Here is a 20,501-nt window from a genome sequence, read left to right as displayed (position 1 = left end):
TATGCACCCACACATGATCAAACTGTTGAGCCTCTCGGGTCTGACCCTCGGCCTGCTCGCGGCCAGCCAGGGCGTACGCGCCGACGAGATCAAGGCGCCGACCTTCAGCGCCGAACCGTGCTGCAGCCTGTGCCCGGCGGCCCACGACGCGAAGAACTACACCACGCGCTACCAGCAGAACTTCACCACCCTGGTGCAAGCCCAGGGCGACTGGCTGTTCCGTACCCAGGAAGACCTGCGCACCGAATTCGACACCAGCCCCGCCGGCTACAAACGCATGCAACAGCTGCACGATGCGTTCAAGGCCAAGGGCGTGGAACTGGTGGTGGTCTACCAGCCGACCCGTGGCCTGGTGAACCGCAACAAGCTCAACCCCGAAGAGAAAGCCGCGTTCGATTTCGACAAGGCCCTGGGCAACTACAAGAGCATGCTCGGCCGTTTCGCCAAGATGGGCTACGTGGTGCCGGACCTGTCGCCGTTGACCAACGAGCAGTTGCCCGATGAATTGCCGGCCCACGATTTCTACTTCCGCGGCGACCAACACTGGACCCCTTACGGCGCCCAGCGCACTGCGAAAATCGTCGGTGCCAAAGTGCGCGCGATGCCCGAGTTCGCCGAGATTCCCAAGCGCGAATTCGAAACCAAGCGCTCCGGGCGCATGGGCAAGACCGGCACCCTGCACAACATGGCCGGGCAACTGTGCGGCACCAGCTACGCGATCCAGTACATGGACCAGTTCACCACCGAACCCAAGGGCGAAGCCGGCGACGGCGACCTGTTCGGCGATTCGGGCAACCCGCAGATCACCCTGGTCGGTACCAGCCACAGCGGCAAGAACTACAACTTCGCCGGCTTCCTCGAACAGGAAATCGGCGCAGACATCCTCAACGTCGCCTTCCCCGGCGGTGGCCTGGAAGGCTCGATGATCCAGTACCTGGGCAGCGACGAGTTCCAGAAGACCCCGCCGAAAATCCTGATCTGGGAATTCTCGCCGTTGTACCGCCTCGACCAGGAAACCATCTACCGCCAGATGATGGCGCTGCTGGACAACGGCTGCGAAGGCAAGACCGCGCAGATGAGCGCCAGCGCCACCCTGAAACCCGGCAAGAACGAATTGCTGGTCAACAGTTCGAACAAAGACCTGCGCAACGCCAACCATCAGGTCGACATCCGCTTCGCCGACCCGTCGGTGAAAACCTTGCAAGCCACCCTCTGGTACATGAACGGGCGCCACGAGGACATCAAAATCGAAAAACCCGAAACATCCGATACAGACGGGCGTTTCGCCTTTGAACTGCGCACCGACGAAGACTGGGCCTCGCAGAACTTGCTGGCCGTGGAAGTGCAGGGCCCCGAAGCGGGTGCTGCCGCGCAGAAAGTCGAAGCGAAAATTTGCACACGCAACGTATTCCCAAGCGGCGGTCAGAAGACTGCCTCACTCGGGCAATGAGGTTACCTATGCAGAAGTTATTGATCCCCACATTGCTGGGCCTGGCGATCTTCGCCGGTTCTGTGAATGCCGCCGCGCCACTGCGTCCGCCCCAGGGTTATTTCGCCCCGGTGGAAGCGTTCAAGACCGGCGACTTCAAGGACGGCTGCGACGCCATGCCGGCGCCGTACACCGGCTCGCTGCAGTTTCGCAGCAAGTACGAAGGCTCGGACAAGGCCCGTTCCACGCTGAACGTGCAGTCGGAAAAAGCCTTCCGCGACAGCACCGCCGACATCACCAAGCTGGAAAAAGACACCAGCAAGCGCGTGATGCAGTTCATGCGCGACGGTCGCCCGGAACAGTTGGAATGCACACTCAACTGGCTGACCAGCTGGGCCAAGGCGGATGCGTTGATGTCCAAGGACTTCAACCACACCGGCAAATCCATGCGCAAATGGGCGCTGGGCAGCATGGCCTCGGCCTATGTGCGCCTGAAGTTCTCCGACTCGCACCCGCTGGCCAACCATCAGCAGGAATCGCAACTGATCGAAGCCTGGTTCAACCGGCTGGCCGATCAGGTGGTGAGCGACTGGGACAACCTGCCGCTGGAAAAAACCAACAACCACTCCTACTGGGCCGCCTGGTCGGTGATGGCGACGTCCATCGCCACCAACCGTCGCGACCTGTTTGACTGGGCGGTGAAGGAATACAAAGTCGGCGCCAACCAGGTCGACGACCAGGGCTTCCTGCCCAACGAACTGAAGCGCCAGCAACGCGCGCTGTCGTACCACAACTACGCCCTGCCGCCGCTGTCGATGATCGCCAGTTTTGCCCTGGTCAACGGCGTGGACCTGCGCCAGGAAAACAACGGCGCGCTCAAACGCCTGGGCGACAAGGTGCTGGCCGGGGTCAAGGACCCGCAGATCTTCGAGCAGAAGAACGGCAAAGAGCAGGACATGAAGGACCTCAAGGAAGACATGAAATTCGCCTGGCTTGAACCCTTCTGCACCCTCTACACCTGCGCGCCGGATGTGCTCGAGCGCAAACATGGGATGCAGCCGTTCAAGACCTTCCGCCTCGGGGGCGACCTGACCAAGGTCTACGACCCGACGCACGAAAAAGGCAACAAAGGCAGCTGACGAAACGCGGTTAGACATGTGGGAGGGGGCTTGCCCCCGATAGCAGTGTGTCATTCAACACAGATGGCGACTGTTACACCGCCATCGGGGGCAAGCCCCCTCCCACATTTGAGCAATACAACCTCCCCCCGGATTCGTGGGGGGGTTTGGGGGGGCTGCGGCCCTTGACTGTTGGTTAAACATGGAGAGATCGGGATGGTTTTCTCGTCCAATGTGTTCCTGTTTCTGTTCTTGCCGATCTTTCTCGGCTTGTACTACTTGAGCGGGCAACGCTATCGCAACCTGCTGCTGCTACTGGCCAGCTACGTGTTCTACGCCTGGTGGCGAGTGGACTTCCTGGCGCTGTTCGCCGCCGTCACGCTGTGGAATTACTGGATCGGCCTCAAGGTCGGTGCCGCCGGCGTGCGTACCAAGCCGGCGCAACGCTGGCTGCTGCTGGGCGTGGCGGTCGACCTGTGCATCCTCGGCTACTTCAAGTACGCCAACTTCGGCGTCGACAGCATCAACGTGATGATGAAGTCGGCGGGCCTGGAGCCGTTCATCCTGACCCACGTACTGTTGCCGATCGGGATCTCGTTCTACATCTTCGAGTCCATCAGCTACATCATCGACGTGTATCGCGGCGACACTCCGGCCACGCGCAACCTCATCGACTTTGCCGCGTTCGTGGCGATCTTCCCGCACCTGATCGCCGGCCCCGTCCTGCGCTTTCGCGACCTGGCCGACCAGTTCAACAACCGCACCCACACCCTCGACAAGTTCTCCGAAGGCTGTACGCGGTTCATGCAGGGGTTCATCAAGAAGGTCTTCATCGCCGACACCCTGGCGGTGGTGGCCGACCATTGCTTCGCCCTGCAAAACCCCACCACCGGTGATGCCTGGCTCGGTGCGCTGGCGTACACCGCGCAGTTGTACTTCGACTTCTCCGGCTACAGCGACATGGCCATCGGCCTGGGCTTGATGATGGGTTTCCGCTTCATGGAAAACTTCAAGCAGCCGTACATCAGCCAGTCGATCACCGAGTTCTGGCGGCGCTGGCACATCAGCCTGTCGACCTGGCTGCGCGACTACCTCTACATCACCCTGGGCGGCAACCGTAAAGGCACGCTGATCACCTACCGCAACCTGTTCCTGACCATGCTGCTCGGTGGTCTGTGGCACGGCGCGAACATCACCTACATCGTGTGGGGCGCCTGGCACGGCATGTGGCTGGCGATCGAGAAAGCCATCGGCCTGAACACCTCGCCGCGCAGCTTCAACCCGATCCGCTGGGCGCTGACCTTCCTGCTGGTGGTGATGGGCTGGGTGATCTTCCGTTCCGAAAACCTGCACGTCGCCGGGCGCATGTACGGCGCGATGTTCAGCTTTGGCGAATGGTCGCTGTCGGAACTCAACCGCGCCAGCCTCACCGGCCTGCAAGTGGCGACCCTGGTGGTGGCCTACGCAACGTTGGCGTTCTTTGGCCTGCGCGACTTCTACAGCAACCGCCCTGCCGAGAAAACCAAGGCGGCCGACCCGAGCCTGATCAAGGCCGTACCGGGCGACGACCCGGGCAGCATCCACCAGCCAGGTTTCACCGTGGGCAAAGACGCCGCCGTGCAACCGGCCTACTGGACCGCTGACTGGCCACGCTACGCCATGCGCGCGGCGGTGCTGCTGCTGTTCGTGGCGTCGATTCTGAAACTGTCGGCGCAGAGTTTCTCGCCGTTCCTTTACTTCCAATTCTGAGGGAGCCGACCATGACCCGATCATTGCGCGTCCTCTATATCAGCCTGTTCCTGGTGGTGCTGCTCGCCCTGGGCGCCTGGTCGTTGCGCGGTTTCTTCGGCTTCAGCACCAATGCCGACGCCACCGTGCTCAACGGCCGCTGGACCAAAGCCGTCGAGACCCACTACGACGAACAGTTCCCGATCAAGCGCCTGGGCACCAACCTCTGGGCTGCGCTGGACTACAAGCTGTTCAATGAAGGCCGCCCCGGCGTAGTGCTGGGCCGCGATCACTGGCTGTACAGCGACGAGGAGTTCAACCCCGCCGTCAACGAAGAGCAGAACCTGGAGGGCAACTACGCCCTGGTCGAAGGCGTGCGCCAGCAGCTCAAGGCCCAAGGCATTCAACTGGTGCTCGCCATCGTGCCGGCCAAGGTGCGGCTGTACCCGGAACACCTGGGTGACGTGAAACCGGCGAGCATCCACGCCAACCTGTACCAGGACTTCCACGCCCGTGTCGCCGCCGACAAGATCCTCGCCCCCGACCTGCTTGGCCCGCTGCAACAGGCCAAGCTCGGCGGCCAGCAAGTGTTCCTGCGCACCGACACCCACTGGACCCCGGACGGTGCCGAAATCGCCGCCAAGCAACTGGCCAAGGCGATCGCCGACAAGGCCCCACTGAGCGGCGAACCGCAGCGCTTTGTCACCGAAGCCGAGAAAACCGCACCGCACAAGGGCGACCTGCGCCTGTTCCTGCCGCTCGACCCGCTGTTCGAAAACCTGATGCCGCCCAAGGAGCCGCTGGAAAAACGCGTCACGCACCTGGCCGAAACCAAAGGCGACGACGCGCTGTTCAGCGACAGCGAAACCCCGGTGGCACTGGTCGGCACCAGCTACAGCGCCAACCCCAACTGGAACTTCGTCGGGGCGCTCAAGCAAGCCCTGGGCAGCGACGTGATCAGCTACGCCGAAGACGGCCATGGCCCGATCCTGCCGATGCTCAGCTACCTCAAAAGCGATGACTTCAAGAACCGCCCGCCCCAGGTGCTGATCTGGGAGTTCCCCGAACGCTATCTGCCCGTCAACAACGAAATCGGTGATGCCGACCCGCAGTGGGTTGCGCAACTCAAACAAGCCGGTGCGCGCCAACAGAACATGGCACTGAACACTCCAGCTAAACACCCAAAATCCGAGACGCCCGAACGGGCGCAAAACTGAAAGAGAGGTAACTCACATGACTTTCACTACTACTCCGCGTCGTCTCGCCAAGACCCTGGCCCTGGTTGCCGGCATGAGCGTTGTATCGATGTCCGCCTTCGCCGGCGGTGACGCCGCCTTGTACGGCCCTGTCGCACCGAAAGGCTCGAGCTTCGTGCGTGTCTATAACGCCTCCAATCAGGAAGTCAGCGCCACCGTCGGCGCCACCAACCTGAGCGAAGTGGCCCCGCTGGCCAGCAGCGACTTCAGCTTCATGCCCGGCGGCGACTACAGCGCCAAGGTGGGCAGCCAGACCGTGTCGGTCAAGCTCGCCGCCGACCACTACTACACCCTGGTCAACAACAGCAGCGGCCAGCCGCAGTTGATCGAAGAACCGCCGTTCAAGAACAAACAGAAATCCCTGGTGCGCGTGCAGAACCTCAGCGACAAGGCCCTGACCCTGAAAACCGCCGACGGCAAGACCGACGTGGTCAAGGCCGTCGCCGCCAAAGGCCGTGGCGAGCGTGAAATCAACCCGGTGAAGGTCAGCCTGGCGCTGTACGACGGCGACAAGAAAGTCGGCGACGTGAAACCGGTAGCCCTGGAGCGTGGTGAGGCGGCGGTGCTGTATGTCACCGGCTCCGGTTCAAGCCTGTCGCCAGTGTGGGTGAAACGCCCCGTGTCGACCCGCTAAACATTTCTCGGACTGACAGCAACCCACTGTAGGAGCGAGCTTGCTCGCGAAAATCGCCAACGATAACGCGGGCATTCTGGATGTACGCGGTGTCTGGAAGTTCTTCGCGAGCAAGCTCGCTCCTACAGAGGGCAGAGGCGTCAGTTCGGACCGAGACAAAAACAAGAGTGGAACGACAAACCTTCGTAGCTCTGACCCAAATCGATTCAAGGAGAAACAGCATGATCCCAGTAATCCTTTCCGGTGGTAGCGGCTCACGTCTTTGGCCGCTTTCGCGCAAACAGTTTCCTAAACAGTTCCTGGCCCTGACCGGCGAGCACACACTGTTCCAGCAAACCCTGGAGCGCCTGGTATTCGATGGCATGGACACCCCAATCGTGGTCTGCAACAAAGACCATCGGTTCATCGTCAACGAGCAACTGAGCGTGCGCAAGCTGGAAGCCCAGCGCATCCTGATGGAACCCTTCGGCCGCAACACCGCGCCAGCCGTGGCGCTGACCGCGATGATGCTGGTCAACGAAGGCCGCGATGAGCTGATGCTGGTGCTGCCGGCCGACCATGTGATCGACGACCAGAAAGCCCTGCAACGCGCCCTGGCCCTGGCCACCGTGGCCGCCGAGCGTGGCGAGATGGTGCTGTTCGGCGTGCCGGCGACCCGTCCGGAAACCGGTTATGGCTACATCAAGTCCGCCAACGATTCGCTGCTGCCCGAAGGCGTGAGCCGCGTGCAACAGTTCGTGGAAAAACCCGATGAAAAACGCGCCGTCGAGTTCGTCAAAAGCGGCGGTTACTTCTGGAACAGCGGCATGTTCCTGTTCCGCGCCAGCCGCTTCCTCGAAGAGCTGAAAAAGCACGACCCGGACATCTACGACACCTGCGTGCTGACCCTCGAACGCAGCGAGCAGACCGCCGACACCGTGACCTTCGACGAAGCCACCTTCGCCTGCTGCCCGGACAATTCCATCGACTACGCGGTGATGGAAAAAACCCAGCGCGCCTGCGTGGTGCCGCTGAGCGCGGGTTGGAGCGACGTGGGTTGCTGGGCGTCGCTGTGGGCGGTCAACGATAAAGACGTCAACGGCAACGTCACCAAAGGCGACGTGGTGATCCAGGACAGCAAGAACTGCATGATCCACGGCAACGGCAAGCTGGTGTCGGTGATCGGCCTGGAAAACATCGTGGTGGTGGAAACCAAGGACGCGATGATGATTGCCCACAAGGACAAGGTCCAGGGCGTCAAGCAGATGGTCGCCACCCTCAACGAACAAGGGCGCAGCGAAACCCAGAACCACTGCGAAGTCTACCGTCCGTGGGGCTCCTACGACTCGGTCGACATGGGCGGGCGCTTCCAGGTCAAGCACATCTCAGTCAAGCCGGGCGCGTGCCTGTCGCTGCAGATGCACCACCACCGCGCCGAACACTGGATCGTGGTCAGCGGCACCGCCGAAGTCACCTGTGACGAGAACGTGTTCCTGCTCTGCGAGAACCAGTCCACCTACATCCCGATCGCCTCGGTACACCGCTTGCGCAACCCGGGCAAGATCCCGCTGGAGATCATCGAAGTGCAATCGGGCAGCTATTTGGGCGAAGACGATATCGAGCGGTTTGAGGATATCTATGGTCGCTCGACGCCGGTGGAACGTGGCGTGTCGGTGAAAACGATCGCGCAGTAAAACAGTCGTAAAAGAAGCCCTCGCCCAGGTCATTGCGTCCCCTATCCGCAGTGGCTTAGGTGGGGGCTTTTTGTTTGGGATTTGCGCTGGTTGTGAGGGCCTCATCGGGGGCAAGCCCCCTCCCACATTTGAATGTATTCACAGATCAAAGGTGGGTGGGGGCTTTTTGTTTGGGATTTGTGCTGGCTGTGAGGGCCTCATCGGGGGCAAGCCCCCTCCCACATTTGAATGTATTCACAGATCAAAGGTGGGTGGGGGCTTTTTGTTTGGGATTTGTGCTGGCTGTGAGGGCCTCATCGGGGGCAAGCCCCCTCCCACATTTGAATGTATTCACAGATCAAAGGTGGGAGGGGGCTTGCCCCCGATGAGCCCCGCCCGGCCACCGCAGCACTCAAGGTAGCCAATCCCACCTACGCTTAAGTTAGGATGCTCGTTCCCTATTCGAGGTGGTCTCCATGTTCTTCGGCGTTCTCCTGATCATCACCTGGCTGGTCCTGCTGCTGCGCTATCCGGCCAAAGCCCTGCCCGTATCGCTGGCCGCCGCTGTGGGCCTGGGGCTGGTGGGCGTATGGGTGGTGTGGCTGGACAATCGTGAAGCGTCGCAACTGGCGCGCCTGGAGCTGCGCATTGTCTACGCCCCGCAGGACTGCCCGGCCGACCGCCCACTGAAGCTGACCCTGAACAACGGCAACGACGTACCGCTGACCGAACTGCGCTGGCGCGTCGCTGCCTATGCGCCGGGCGATACGGTCAACCTGGCCGACAACGTCTATGCTGCCCCACGCTATCGCGGCCCCGGCGAGTTGCAGGCCGGCGCCACCTGGGACGACTGCCTGCCCACCCCGCCGTTGCGCCCTGGCTACCGCCCGCAAACCCTGGAATTTCGCGCCGAGCATTTGCAAGGCAGCTTCTCGGACTGACAAAGGACCGATCCATGCCCAACGTACTCATCACCGGTTGCTCCAGCGGCATCGGGCGCGCCTTGGCCGAGGCCTTCAAATCCGCCGGCTTCGACGTGTGGGCCAGCGCCCGCCAACCGGAAGACGTCGCCCGCTTGTCCGCCGCCGGCTTCAACGCGGTGCAACTGGACGTCAACGACAGCGCCGCCTTGCAGCACCTGGCCGAGCAGTGGGGCGAGCTGGATGTGCTGGTCAACAACGCCGGCTACGGCGCCATGGGCCCGTTGCTCGATGGCGGCACCGAGGCGCTGCAGTGTCAGTTCGAAACCAACGTGTTTTCCATCGTCGGAGTGACCCAGGCGTTCTTCCCCGCGCTGCGTCGCGGCAAAGGCCTGGTGGTGAATATCGGCAGCGTTTCCGGGGTGCTGGTGACACCATTCGCTGGCGCCTACTGCGCCTCCAAAGCCGCCGTGCATGCCTTGAGCGATGCCCTGCGCATGGAACTGGCGCCGTTTGGCGTGCGGGTGATGGAAGTGCAACCGGGCGCAATCGATACCCGCTTTGCGAAAAACGCCGGGGCCCAGGCGGAGCTGTTGATCAACGAACAATCGCCGTGGTGGCCGTTGCGCGAAGGCATCCGCGCGCGCTCCCGGGCCTCCCAGGACAACCCGACACCGGCCAGCCGATTTGCCAGCCAGGTCCTGAACGCCGTGCAACAACCGACACCGCCCCGCTTATTGCGCGCGGGCAATGGCAGTCGGGCACTGCCGTTGATGGCGGCGTTACTGCCCAAAGGGTTGTTGGAAAACGTATTGAAGCGACGCTTTGGTTTGAATAGGAGTTTATAAATGATCGACTACAGCGACTTTTTCGAGGAAGTGATCCAGACCCACGTCGAGATCGAACAATGGTTCGCCGGGGTGGCGCCTGAAGGCACGCTGCAAAGGCTGCTCGCGCGCTTCTCGCCGGAGTTCAGCATGATTGCGCCCTCCACCGGCACACGCATGAACGCCGCTGGGGTCAATTACCTGTTCACCCGCCTGGGCGGCCAGCGGCCAGGGTTGAAGATCACCTTGAGCGAACTGAGCGGCATTGACCGGCATGCCCGCGGCGCCGTCGTCAGTTACCGCGAACATCAGATCGACGACAGCGGCACCCAGACCGATCGCCGCGCCACGGTGGTCTTCGAGAAACAGGCCAGCGGCGCACTGCTGTGGCGCCATTTGCACGAGACGTACTGCCAGGCCTGAACCGCCAGGCAACACCCCGCCAGTATGCGCGCAAGCCTCCCCCCGCTTGCGCGCACAGCCCATCGCCCTGAGTCCCCCGCTCATTGGCGGCAATACAATTTCGCTACAGAACTGAACGGACACTCTCGCTAGAGTGACGCGCTGACTTCTGACTCAACACGCTCAGACCTCATACCTAGCTTGTCGTTGATCGCTGTTCGCGTCGATTCGACACAGCCGTTCCGGTACCTCTTGGGTGACCCCTATCAAGCCTTTAAACAAATCGCGCGCCTGTCGGACGCTGCTCACACTGTCACTGGGGTTAACTGCGGTGACAGGCTGTTCGGTCGCACCTCTGCCCGCGTTGAAACCGCCCGCGCCAGAGGCATGGCGCAATGCACCGTCCCCACTGGCGCCGGCCAAGCCCGACCTCAATCGGTGGTGGCACGCCTTCAATGATCCTGAACTCGATACCCTGGTGGATCAGGCATTGCACAACAACCTCGACGTCGCCGCCGCAGTCGAGCGCCTGCGGGCTGCGCGTGTGCTGAGCCAACATTCCCAAGCGCCCTATCTGCCCTCGCTCGGGATCAAGACCCACGACGCGATAAGCCCCGACACCAGCAGTTCGTACTTCCTGATCGGCTTCGATGCGCAATGGGAACTGCCACTGTTCGGCGCCAGGCAGAGCGCGGATCGCATCGCCGAGGGCAACCAGGCGCTGGTGGCCGCCGACTTGCGCAGCGTCCAGGTGTCGCTGGTCGCCGAAGTCACCCGGCATTGGGTTGAGCTGCGTTCGGCGCAACACGCCGAACGCGCGCTGACGGCCATTCGTGACGCTCAGCAGGAAAAACTGGCGCTGCTGCGTGTGCGCGAGCAACTTGCCCTGGCGCCGCACGCTGACGTGGCGGGCGCCGAGGCGGAACTGGCGCGGGCCGAGATGCAGCTGAGCGGGCCGCAACAACGGATCCACCGCCATGCCCAGCAGTTGGCGCTGTTGTCGGGTCGGCCGGAGCCCGACCCGCGCTGGCTGCAGCCCGGACCGCAGCCCACGCTCGGCCAGTGGCAACTCAACAACGTGCCGGCGGACCTGCTGCGCACACGCCCGGAAATTGCCAGCGCCGAGGCCGAGGTTCTTGTGGCCGCCGGGGAGTTGGGGATGAGCCGCGCCGATATCTACCCGCATCTCAGCCTGGGCGCTTCGTTGCAGTGGTCGCTGAACATTGCCAGCAACCGCAAGCGCACGCCCAGCGGCAACAGTATTTTCTCGGCCGGGCCGGGGATCAGCATCCCGTTGTTCGACTGGGGCCAACGTATCGCCACCGCCCGCGCGAAAGACCACCTGTTGCAGGCAGCGGTTCTGACTTATCGCCAGGCGGTGTTGCAAGGCGTTGCCGAAGCCGAAATCGCCCTGGGCGACCTCGAACAAACGCGCCTGCGCGAGCACGCCTCGCGCCAGGCCCATAAGGCGACGCAGACGCGCCTGGAGGCCTTGCAACAACGCGAGCGCCTGGGGCTCATGAGCCCACTGGAGCTGACGAGCGCCCATGTGCAGGCACTGCAAGCCATGCGACAGGCCGACAGCGCCAGCACCGAACGGGACATCGCCTACATCGCGCTTTATAAAGCCCTGGGCGGCGCACCGTTACCGAACCCGACAGTGAAGGATGCTGACTGATGGTGGCGCTTGCCCGTCTGACACTGATCCACGAATGGCGGCGCTTCCTGCCCGCGATGATTGCCGTAGGCTTCGCGGGGCTGCTGCAGTTGCTCCAGGCCGCGCTGGTGCTGGGTATTTTCGGCAGTGCCAGCGTCTATATCACCGGCTCTACGGCGGACCTCTGGGTCGGTTACCCCGGCACGCAAAGCGTCAACCTCGGAAGACCGATCGATGCCGGCGTGGAAATGCGCCTGCGCATGGACGCCGATGTCCTGCGTGTCGAGTCGTTTCGCTGGGTCGACGCCGATTGGCGCGGTGCGCGAGATACCGGTGGCGTGTCGGTGTTTGTCAGCGGCATCGACGCCGGGCCAGACGGCCTGATGTTTGCGCGCGCCCTGCCGACGGCACTGCGCGCCCGCCTGGCCGAGCCCGGTGCGGTGATCGTCGACCGCGCCGATCTGAGCACCCTTGGCGTGAACCTGGGGGACGCCGCGACCATCAACGGGCAACGTGTGCGCGTGGTGGGCGTCACCAGCGGCCTGCGCGCGCTGGGCGGGGTCAATGTGCTGGCGTCGCTGGCCACCGCCCGGCAGCTCGACACCACCACCGCGGCAGACCGCATCACCTACCTGGTGGCCAAAGTGCGCGATCCCGCTCAGGCCGGTGCGGTTGCCGCGCGCCTGAGCGACGGCCCTGCATTCGGCAACTACTCGGTATGGACCGCACAACAGTTCGCCCAGCGCTCGCAGATGTATTGGATGTTCGACACCGGTGCCGGTGCCGGCGTGCTGTTTCTGGCCGCGATTGTGTTCCTGGTGGGCGCGGTCATCACCAGCCAGACGCTGGTCGCCGCGGTCGTCGGTTCCATCCGCGAGTACGCCACCTTGAACGCCCTTGGCGTCGGCGTGAACGCCCTGCGCAAAGTGGTCATGGAGCAGGCTTTCTGGGTCGGGGCACTGGGGCTGCTGGGCAGTTCGGTGCTCGCCGGCCTGTTCTTCGCCCTGGCGGCGCACTACAACGTGCCGGTGCAGCTTTCGCCCGTCGCGGCCCTCGCCTGCCTGTGCCTGAGCATGCTCCTGGCACTCGTGTCGGGCCTGGCGGCCATCCGCACCTTACGCCACGCCGACCCGGCCAGCCTTCTGAGATAGCACTGCCATGAGTCTCCTGACATCCGCCACACCCTTCACGCTGCAAGCCAGCAGTATCAGTAAATCGTTCACCTCGGGGCGGGTCGTAACCCCAGTGCTGCATGACATTACCCTGGCGATACGGCCCGGCGAACTGACCCTGATCTCAGGCCCGTCCGGCTGTGGCAAAAGCACGCTACTGGCGATCCTCAGCGGCCTGCAGCAGCCCGACCGCGGCAGCGCATCGGCCCTGGGGCACAACCTTTCAAGCCTCGACACGCGGGCCCTGGAGAATTTTCGCCTACGCCACACCGGCTTCGTATTCCAGGGGTTCAACCTGTTTCCGGCGTTGACTGCGCAGCAACAGGTCGAGTTGCCCTTGAGCTACCTGGGGCTGCCGAGCACGGAAGTCCGAGCGCGCGCCATTGAGGCGCTGGAGGACGTCGGGCTGGGCTCGCGCATGCAACTGCGCCCGGCCGAATTGTCCGGCGGCGAAAAGCAGCGCGTAGCGATTGCACGCGCCGTGGCAAAGGCCCCCGAGTTGTTGTTCGCCGACGAACCGACCAGCGCCCTCGATGCGGCCAACGGCCAGATCGTGATCGATATTTTGCACCGCATCGCCCGCACGCGTGGCACCACGGTGCTGTGCGTCAGCCACGATCCGCGCCTGATCAGTAATTGCGACCGCGTGCTGACCATAGAAGACGGCCGCATTTTGAACGATCAATCCCTTCCCTTCCAACCGGCCGCTATGGTCGGAACCCAGGAACACTCTGTATGAACGCGCGCCCGCTTCGCTCTTGGCTGCTTCTGAGTACCGCACTTGTATTGCTGAGCGCCTGCTCCCGTGAAGATGCGCCTTCCACGCCGACGTCAACGGCGCCAACCTACCTGGCCGTCGCGCGCGGCCGTATCGATGTGGAAGGCGGTTTGCTCAAGCTCGGCGCGAGTCGCGACGGCGTAGTCGCCGAGATCAAGGTGACGGAAGGCGAGCAGGTCAAGAAAGGCCAACTGCTCGCCACTCTGGACAGTGAACTGGCGCAACTGGCCGTCGCCGCCGCACTGACCGAGCAACGCCAAGTGCAGATCCAAGCCAAACAGTTGGCAAGGCAGCTCAAGTTCGCCGAGCAGCAGGCCAGCCGCCTGACCGCCGCCGCCAAGGCAGGCGCCGGCGACAGCCAGAGTGCCGATGGGGCCCACGAGGCCGCCGAGCGCTTGCGCGACGAGATTGAAAAGACTCAGACAGACGCCGAAGTCGCCGCGAGAAAGCTGACGGCGGCACGCTACGAACTGGCGCAACGCAGCCTGCGTGCGCCGGTCGACGCCGAGGTGGTTCGGCGCCTGATTCAACCCGGTGCCGCAGTGTCTGCCCAGTCCGGGCCGGCTTTCGTTTTGTTGCCGAACCAGGCGCGTATCGTAAGGGCTGAGCTCAACGAGTCATTTACCGGTGCGGTGCGCCCCGGGATGAAGGCCGAAGTCACCGATGACAGCGCCGATGGTTCAGTGGCGCTGACCGCCCATGTGGTGCGGATCAGCGCGGTACTGGGCAACAGCACCCTGGAAGACGACGCCTTGGTCAGGGCCAATACGCGTACCGTTGAATGCATATTGGCGTTCGATCAGCCGGCGCCGCCGTCTCTGCGCGTGGGGCAGCGCCTGCTGGTGCGGTTTGGGCCGTAGGTAATCGTCACGACCCGCCCAGCCCGACAGAGGTTCAGTGCTGGATAGAGTCGACAATCACCGTGCAGGTAATCCCCGCCGCCAACAACACGCCTTCGGGCACTTCATCGATATGAATCCGCACCGGCACGCGCTGGGCCAAGCGCACCCAGTTGAAGGTCGGGTTCACGTCGGCGATCAGTTCGCGGCTCTCGGGGTTATCGCGGTCGTAGATGCCGCGAGAGATGCTTTCCACATGGCCCTTGAGGGTTTCGCCGCTCATCAACTGCATATCGGCCTTATCGCCGACCTTGACGTGGGGCAGTTTGGTTTCTTCGAAGAAGCCATAGACCCAGAACGAGTTCATATCGACCACGGCCATCTTGGCTTCGCCGATGCGCGCGTAGTCACCGCGATGCACGTTGAGGTTGGTGACGTAGCCGTCGACAGCCGCCACCACTTGCGTGCGTTTCAAGTTCAGTTCGGCGGCTTCCAGTTGTGCCTGGGCGTGCTGGTAGTCGGCGAGGGCCGAGTCGGCGACGTTGCCGGCGTCGTCGCGGTTTTCCCTGGAGATCACCAGCGCGTCGAGGTCGGCGCGGCGGTGGGCGTTGTCCTTGCGCATTTCCCAGGTGGCTTTGCGCGAAGCGACAAGGGCTTGTGCCTGTTTGACGGCGAGGCGGTAGTGTTCGGGGTCGATCTGCATCAGCAGGTCGCCCTTTTTCACCAACTGGTTGTCACGCACCGGCACGTTGACCACTTCGCCGGTGACGTCGGCGGCGACATTGATGATGTCGGCACGCACGCGGCCATCGCGGGTCCAGGGGGTTTCCATGTAATGCACCCACAGCGTGCGGCCAATCCAGATCGCCAGAGCCAGAACCAGCAAGGTCGCGAGCAGGCTGAAAAACTTTTTCATCGGGGCATTCTCAACGGTAGACGGTCAGCGCCAGGGCGCCGAACAGGCAAACGAACAGGCTCAGGCGCAGCAACGCCGGGTGCCAGAAAAAACGGTACAGATCGAACCCCCCCAGGAAGCGGTCCAGCGCCCAGGCCAACCCCGCCGCGATCAAAAACATCAGGGTCACGGTCGGCATGTAAATGCCGTGGAACGCGATTTCACGAGGCATGCCCAGCTCCTTTCAACATAAGCGCGCCTTGGGGCTTGTAGGCCGCCAGTGGCGATTGCGGGTCCAGCAGCGAAGTGCGGATGAAGTGCAGGTAGCTTTTCACCCGGCGCAGGGCCGAGGTATCGAAGTGCGGCGCGAAGGGTTCGTCGGTCGCCTGCACGCGGCTGATCGCATGGTCGACGGCAATCAGCCCGCGCTCCAGGTTGCTGGCGCTGGGTTGCAGGAACAGGCGCACCAGTGAGCGGCCCATCACGCGGATCGCCTGGCGCCAGGGCTGGGATTCGGCGTAGGCCGGGTGGATCGGCAGGATCGCCTGTTCCTTGCGCAACTCGATGATCGCATGGCCGACTTCAAGCACCACGAACATCCAGCGCAGCAGGTTGCGTTGCACTTGCGGCTGGCCGACAGCGAGGCCGTAGGCCTGGTGCAGCAGGTCGCGGGTGCGGCTTTCGAAACTCGACGCCAGGCCCTTGAGCTTGCCGCTGATCGCGTACACCACTTGCTCGCGCAGGTCCTGTTCCAGGCGGCGCCACAGCCAGCGGCTGTTGGGCGGCAGGATGATCGCCCCCGCCGCCGCGCATACCAGCATGCCGATGATCATCGCGATGTAGTCGTTGATAAAGTTGTAGGGGTTGTAGACCGTGAGGTTGTCCGGCACCGAACCGGTGCTGAAAAAGATCAGCAGGCCCACGCCGACCCCGGCGTATTGCGGGCGTGAAGCGAGGAAGGCGCCGAGGATGATCACCGGCGCGAGCATCACGCACAGCAGCGGGAAGCCGTCGATCCAGGGAAACACGAAAAACATTTCGACGAAGCCCACCAGCGCCCCAATCAGGGTGCCGCACGCCATCTGGAACGCCATGCGTTTGGGGTTCGGTGTGGCGGCGGACAGGCCGACGGTGGCGGCGGCGATCATGGTCATGGTCGCGCCGCTCGGCCAGGCGGTCGCCACCCAGTAGCTGCCGAGCACGATCAGGATGAACGACGCCCGCACCCCCGAGGCCACGCAGGCCAGCCAGTTGGTTTTGGGGATGAAGGTTTCGTCCCACTGTTCCCGCGCATGGCTGTGATCGGCCAGGGAGGCGTGGGTCTGTGCGTAGTTGTGCAGGTCGTCGACGAAGCGGTAGAGCAGCTCGTAGGCGGTATGAAAGTCCAACTGCTCGTCTTCGCTCGGGTTGCCTTGCTGGAAGATCGCTCGCAGGCTGCGGACCTTGGCGGGCAAGCCGTCCTTGTAGACGCTCAACTGGTTGACCAGCCGCGCCGCGTCGGGGCTGGTGAGGGCGCGGCCGGAGAACCCGTCGAGTACCTCGGCCAAGTCCTGCAAGCCCGGTTTGATTTCGGCGACAACGTGGTCCGCGGCATCGGCACGCAGGCGTTCGAGCAACTGGTGCAAGGCGTTGAAGCGCGTGGTGATGCTCATGAATTCGCTGTTGAGGCGACTGAGCCGGCCGTTGCGCCGACGCATGTGCGGGTCTTCGAACACGGTGATGCTGCGCAGGCCTTCCAGGCCCACGGCTTCGGCGATAAAGCGCACGTTGGTGCTTTCGAAGGTTTCGCGCTGGCTGCGCCCACGCAGGCCGTCGGTGACGAACAGCGCGAATACGCCAAAGCGCTGGTACAGCGCGTTGCGCATCGCCGCACTGGAGGTCTGCGGCAGGATCGCCGCGCTGACCAGCGTGGAGACCAGAATCCCCAGGGAAATTTCCAGCACCCGCCACACGGCCGCCATGAACGCTCCGTCCGGGTGGGCCAGGGACGGCAGGCCGACCATCGCAGCGGTGTAACCGGCGAGCACAAAGCCATAGGCGCGAAAGTTGCGGTTGCGCGTGGCGCCAGCGGTGCAGATCCCCACCCAGATCGCCAGCGAGCCGAGGAACAGCTCGGTGTTCTGCGCAAACAAGGCGATCAGGAACACCATCACCGCCGACCCGGCCAAGGTGCCGAGGAAGCGATAGAAGCTCTTGGCGAACACCTGGCCGCTCTGGGGTTGCATCACGATAAACACGGTGATCATCGCGGTGCGCGGTTGCGGCAGTTCCAGGCGCATGGCCAGCCACAGCGTGGCGAACGCAGCGATCAGCACCTTGAAGATGTACACCCAGGTCACGCCGTCACTGCGTGCCCAGTCGAAAAAGCCACGGCGCCACTCAAGGGAATACAGCCAGCGCAGCGGTGCAGGCAAGGGAGTCATCAAATCCTACTCAGTGATCGAACACGGCGAGCGCCGCCGGGGTCTTGCTCGGGACAGTCTTGGTGTCTTGCGGAACATCGTTGCCGGCGCCCAGCCCGCCGCCCAGGGCGGTCACCAGGTCGGCGTGGGCCGTCAGACGCGCGGCCTGCACCTGCTGCTCGACTTGCTGCTGGCGGAACAACAGGGTCTGGGCGTTCAGCACATTGAGGTAATCGGTAAGGCCGCGCTGGTAGGCGATCATCGCGATGTCGTAGGTTTTCTGCGCCGAGGCCACCGACTCTGCGGCGAAGCCCTTTTGCTTGTCCATGGATTCGCGGCGGATCAACTGGTCGCTGATGCCCTTGAGCGCGTTGACCAGGGTCTGGTTGTAATGCGCCACGGCGATGTCATAGCCGGCGCTGGCTTCACCCAACTGCGAACGCAGGCGGCCGCCGTCGAAGATCGGCAGGGTGATGGCCGGACCGACGTTGTAGTTGAATTTCTTGCCGGCCAGAAAACCCAGCATGCCGCCGCCGGTGGCCATGTAGCCGAGGCTGCCGACCAGATCGACGTTGGGGTAGAAACCGGCGTGCGCGACATCGATGCCACGCGCCTGCGCTGCCACCTGCCAACGGCTGGCGACCACGTCCGGGCGCTGGCCGAGCAATTGCGCGGGCAGGCTGGACGGCAATTTCAGCGGCGCGCCGAGGGACAAGGTCGGACGTTGCAGTCGCGCGCCCTCGCCCGGGCCTTTACCCGCCAACGCCGCCAACTGGTTGCGGCTCAGGGCGATCTCTTCGTCCAGGGCATCGAGTTGGCGATGGGTCTCGGGCAACGGGGTTTCGGCCTGGCTCACATCGAAATGCGTGCCAATGCCCGCGTTCAGGCGTTTATTCGCCAGGTCGAGAATCTGCTGTTGCTGGGCCAGCGTGGCCGCGACGATGTCGCGGTTGGCGTAATGCAACGACAGCTGGATATAGGCGCGCACTACGTTGTTCTGCAGTTCGAGCTGGGCCTGGCGTGCTTCGGCCACGCTCATGTGCGCCAGGTCGACGGCACGCTCGGTGGCGTTGCTTTCGCGGCCCCACAGGTCGAGGGCGTAGCTGAAGCCCAGGGACGTATTGTTGTCCCAGGTGTTGGAACCGCTCAATGCACCCGGGCCGTAGAACTGGTCGTTCGGCCAGTTGTGGCGCTTGAGGGTGGTGTCGCTGTTGATCTGCAACGACTCGGCCGACTCGACAATCCCGGCCATGGCCCGCGCTTCACGCACACGCGCGGCAGCCATGGCCAGGCTCGGGCTGTCGTGGGTCGCGAGTTCGACCCAGCGGTTGAGCTGGGGATCGCCGTAGGCCTGCCACCATTGCGCGGTGGGCCAGTGGGCGTCCCGGGCGGCGCTCTGGATCGCCTCGTCGGTGGCCAGGGTATTGGCGCTGAGGGCCTGGTCTTGGGGGGCGATTCCTCCGGTTCCGATGCAGCCGCTGATTGCTAACGATAAGGCCCAAACACTGAGAGTCTTCAGCTCTCTGCTGATGCGACGCGGCACTGCTGCGAATTCCTGAGGTGGGTGATGCAGGGTAGGTGGTGTAATTCTAGGACGCGAGGGGAATGACGATAAGCTGGTATTCCTGTGAATCTTTATTACCGTTCAGGCGATAATCCCTTCGTAGGGATCACTGGTCTACGTAACTTTCTGTCACAATTTGCTATCTCCCTTGAGAACACCCCATGGACACTTTGCAAAACATGCGCGCCTTCAGTTCTGTGGCCGAAGCCGGCAGCTTCACCGCCGCCGCCGCACAGCTGGACACAACCACCGCCAACATTTCGCGCGCGGTCTCCAACCTGGAGGCCCATCTGCAAACCCGCTTGCTCAACCGCACTACCCGCCGCATTGCACTCACGGAGGCGGGTAAACGCTATTTATTACGCTGCGAGCAAATCCTGGCCTACGTCGAAGAAGCCGAGGCCGAAGCCAGCGACGCCCACGCGCGCCCCGCCGGCCAGTTGAAAGTGCATACCATGACCGGTATCGGCCAGCATTTCGTCATCGACGCCATTGCCCGCTACCGCCGCACTCACCCGGACGTGACCTTCGACCTGACCCTGGCCAACCGCGTGCCGGACTTGCTCGATGAAGGCTACGACGTGTCCATCGTGCTGGCCAGCGAACTGCCGGACTCGGGCTTCGTGTCCCAGCGTCTGGGCATCACCTACAGCATCGCCTGCGCCTCGCCGGACTACGTCAAGGCCAAAGGCTGCGCGCAACGGCCCCACGATCTGCTCAACCACGCCTGCCTGCGCCTGGTCAGCCCGGTGGTCCTGCTGGATAAATGGAGCTTCAACGGCCCTGACGGCCAGGAAAGTGTCGCGATCAACACATCGCCGTTCCTGGTGAACTCGGCCGATGCGATGAAAACCGCCATCACCAGCGGCATGGGCGTCGGCCTGTTGCCGGTGTACGCCGCCATCGAAGGCCTGCGCAACGGCACGCTGGTGCGAGTGATGCCCAACTATCGCTCCCAGGAACTGAACCTGTACGCCATTTACCCATCGCGCCAGTACCTGGATGCGAAGATCAAGACCTGGGTGGAATACCTGCGCGGTTCGCTGCCGGAAATTCTCGCGGCGCACCAGGCGGAATTGGTCGCGTATGAGTTGAGCGGCAGCCTGGGCGGCGTGCGGATGGCGAACTGATTTCTGCCAGACGATAGCGATCCAATGTGGAAGGGGGCTTGCTCCCGATAGCGGTAATGAAGTCATGCATGTATTGGCTGACACACTGCTATCGGGGG

At 63.2% G+C, this 20,501-nt stretch carries 18 protein-coding genes; 14 read left to right on the top strand and 4 right to left on the bottom strand.

Annotation, left to right across the window (positions count from 1 at the left end; translation table 11 throughout):
- Window position 1: 1 nt before the first annotated feature.
- From NR164_RS21755 to NR164_RS21690, 13 genes are all read left to right on the top strand, one after another.
- Window positions 2-1,450, top strand: coding sequence for an alginate O-acetyltransferase (locus NR164_RS21755; RefSeq protein WP_046385355.1), 1,449 nt, complete (start codon window positions 2-4; stop codon window positions 1,448-1,450).
- Window positions 1,451-1,458: 8 nt separating this feature from the next.
- A complete protein-coding gene (locus NR164_RS21750; RefSeq protein WP_126587567.1) occupies window positions 1,459-2,568 on the top strand; it encodes a mannuronate-specific alginate lyase in 1,110 nt (369 codons plus the stop codon).
- 195 nt (window positions 2,569-2,763) lie between these two features.
- Window positions 2,764-4,296: an MBOAT family protein gene (locus tag NR164_RS21745; RefSeq protein WP_046384629.1), complete on the top strand. Its 1,533-nt coding sequence runs from the start codon at window positions 2,764-2,766 to the stop codon at window positions 4,294-4,296.
- Window positions 4,297-4,307: 11 nt separating this feature from the next.
- Window positions 4,308-5,492 (top strand): alginate O-acetyltransferase, encoded by a 1,185-nt coding sequence (locus NR164_RS21740; protein WP_046384630.1) that lies wholly within the window; start codon window positions 4,308-4,310, stop codon window positions 5,490-5,492.
- A gap of 16 nt (window positions 5,493-5,508) precedes the next feature.
- Entirely contained in the window at window positions 5,509-6,165 is a 657-nt protein-coding gene (locus NR164_RS21735) for an alginate O-acetyltransferase AlgF (RefSeq protein WP_104903881.1), read from the top strand.
- 221 nt (window positions 6,166-6,386) lie between these two features.
- A complete protein-coding gene (locus NR164_RS21725; protein WP_046384632.1) occupies window positions 6,387-7,838 on the top strand; it encodes a mannose-1-phosphate guanylyltransferase/mannose-6-phosphate isomerase in 1,452 nt (483 codons plus the stop codon).
- A 455-nt stretch (window positions 7,839-8,293) separates the two neighbouring features.
- The gene (locus tag NR164_RS21720; RefSeq protein WP_017845897.1) at window positions 8,294-8,758 is read left to right on the top strand and encodes a hypothetical protein; all 465 of its coding nucleotides are present in this window, start codon (window positions 8,294-8,296) and stop codon (window positions 8,756-8,758) included.
- Window positions 8,759-8,772: 14 nt separating this feature from the next.
- Window positions 8,773-9,585: an SDR family oxidoreductase gene (locus NR164_RS21715; RefSeq protein WP_017845898.1), complete on the top strand. Its 813-nt coding sequence runs from the start codon at window positions 8,773-8,775 to the stop codon at window positions 9,583-9,585.
- The gene (locus NR164_RS21710; RefSeq protein ID WP_017845899.1) at window positions 9,586-9,987 is read left to right on the top strand and encodes a hypothetical protein; all 402 of its coding nucleotides are present in this window, start codon (window positions 9,586-9,588) and stop codon (window positions 9,985-9,987) included.
- A 310-nt stretch (window positions 9,988-10,297) separates the two neighbouring features.
- Entirely contained in the window at window positions 10,298-11,644 is a 1,347-nt protein-coding gene (locus NR164_RS21705) for an efflux transporter outer membrane subunit (protein ID WP_256823249.1), read from the top strand.
- A complete protein-coding gene (locus NR164_RS21700) occupies window positions 11,644-12,774 on the top strand; it encodes an ABC transporter permease (RefSeq protein ID WP_128191574.1) in 1,131 nt (376 codons plus the stop codon). The genes NR164_RS21705 and NR164_RS21700 overlap by 1 nt, the downstream gene beginning before the upstream one ends.
- Window positions 12,775-12,781: 7 nt before the next feature.
- Window positions 12,782-13,534, top strand: a complete 753-nt coding sequence (locus NR164_RS21695; RefSeq protein WP_079442887.1) for an ABC transporter ATP-binding protein — start codon at window positions 12,782-12,784, stop codon at window positions 13,532-13,534.
- The gene (locus tag NR164_RS21690; protein ID WP_017845903.1) at window positions 13,531-14,433 is read left to right on the top strand and encodes an HlyD family secretion protein; all 903 of its coding nucleotides are present in this window, start codon (window positions 13,531-13,533) and stop codon (window positions 14,431-14,433) included. The genes NR164_RS21695 and NR164_RS21690 overlap by 4 nt, the downstream gene beginning before the upstream one ends.
- Before the next feature lie 34 nt (window positions 14,434-14,467).
- Here the strand turns inward: NR164_RS21690 and NR164_RS21685 are convergent, their stop codons facing one another.
- Genes NR164_RS21685 through NR164_RS21670 form a run of 4 tightly spaced genes read right to left on the bottom strand, consistent with a single transcriptional unit; the run spans window position 14,468 to window position 19,252 of the window.
- Window positions 14,468-15,328, bottom strand: coding sequence for an HlyD family secretion protein (locus NR164_RS21685; RefSeq protein ID WP_046484565.1), 861 nt, complete (start codon window positions 15,326-15,328; stop codon window positions 14,468-14,470).
- Window positions 15,329-15,338: 10 nt separating this feature from the next.
- Window positions 15,339-15,539, bottom strand: a complete 201-nt coding sequence (locus NR164_RS21680) for a DUF1656 domain-containing protein (RefSeq protein WP_017845905.1) — start codon at window positions 15,537-15,539, stop codon at window positions 15,339-15,341.
- Entirely contained in the window at window positions 15,529-17,730 is a 2,202-nt protein-coding gene (locus NR164_RS21675; protein WP_079442886.1) for an FUSC family protein, read from the bottom strand. Before NR164_RS21675 ends, NR164_RS21680 begins: the two co-directional genes overlap by 11 nt.
- A 10-nt stretch (window positions 17,731-17,740) precedes the next feature.
- A complete protein-coding gene (locus tag NR164_RS21670; RefSeq protein ID WP_201021908.1) occupies window positions 17,741-19,252 on the bottom strand; it encodes an efflux transporter outer membrane subunit in 1,512 nt (503 codons plus the stop codon).
- Between the two features lie 182 nt (window positions 19,253-19,434).
- On the opposite strand from NR164_RS21670, the gene NR164_RS21665 reads away from it, so the two are divergent.
- Window positions 19,435-20,403 carry a LysR family transcriptional regulator gene (locus tag NR164_RS21665; protein ID WP_017845908.1) on the top strand — a complete coding sequence of 323 codons (969 nt, stop codon included), beginning with the start codon at window positions 19,435-19,437 and terminating at the stop codon, window positions 20,401-20,403.
- Window positions 20,404-20,501: the final 98 nt, after the last annotated feature.

Origin of the sequence: Pseudomonas sp. Pse79, assembly GCF_024519615.1 — a bacterium.
Taxonomy (GTDB): domain Bacteria; phylum Pseudomonadota; class Gammaproteobacteria; order Pseudomonadales; family Pseudomonadaceae; genus Aquipseudomonas; species Aquipseudomonas veronii.
This window is presented reverse-complemented; position numbering and strand designations above follow the sequence as displayed.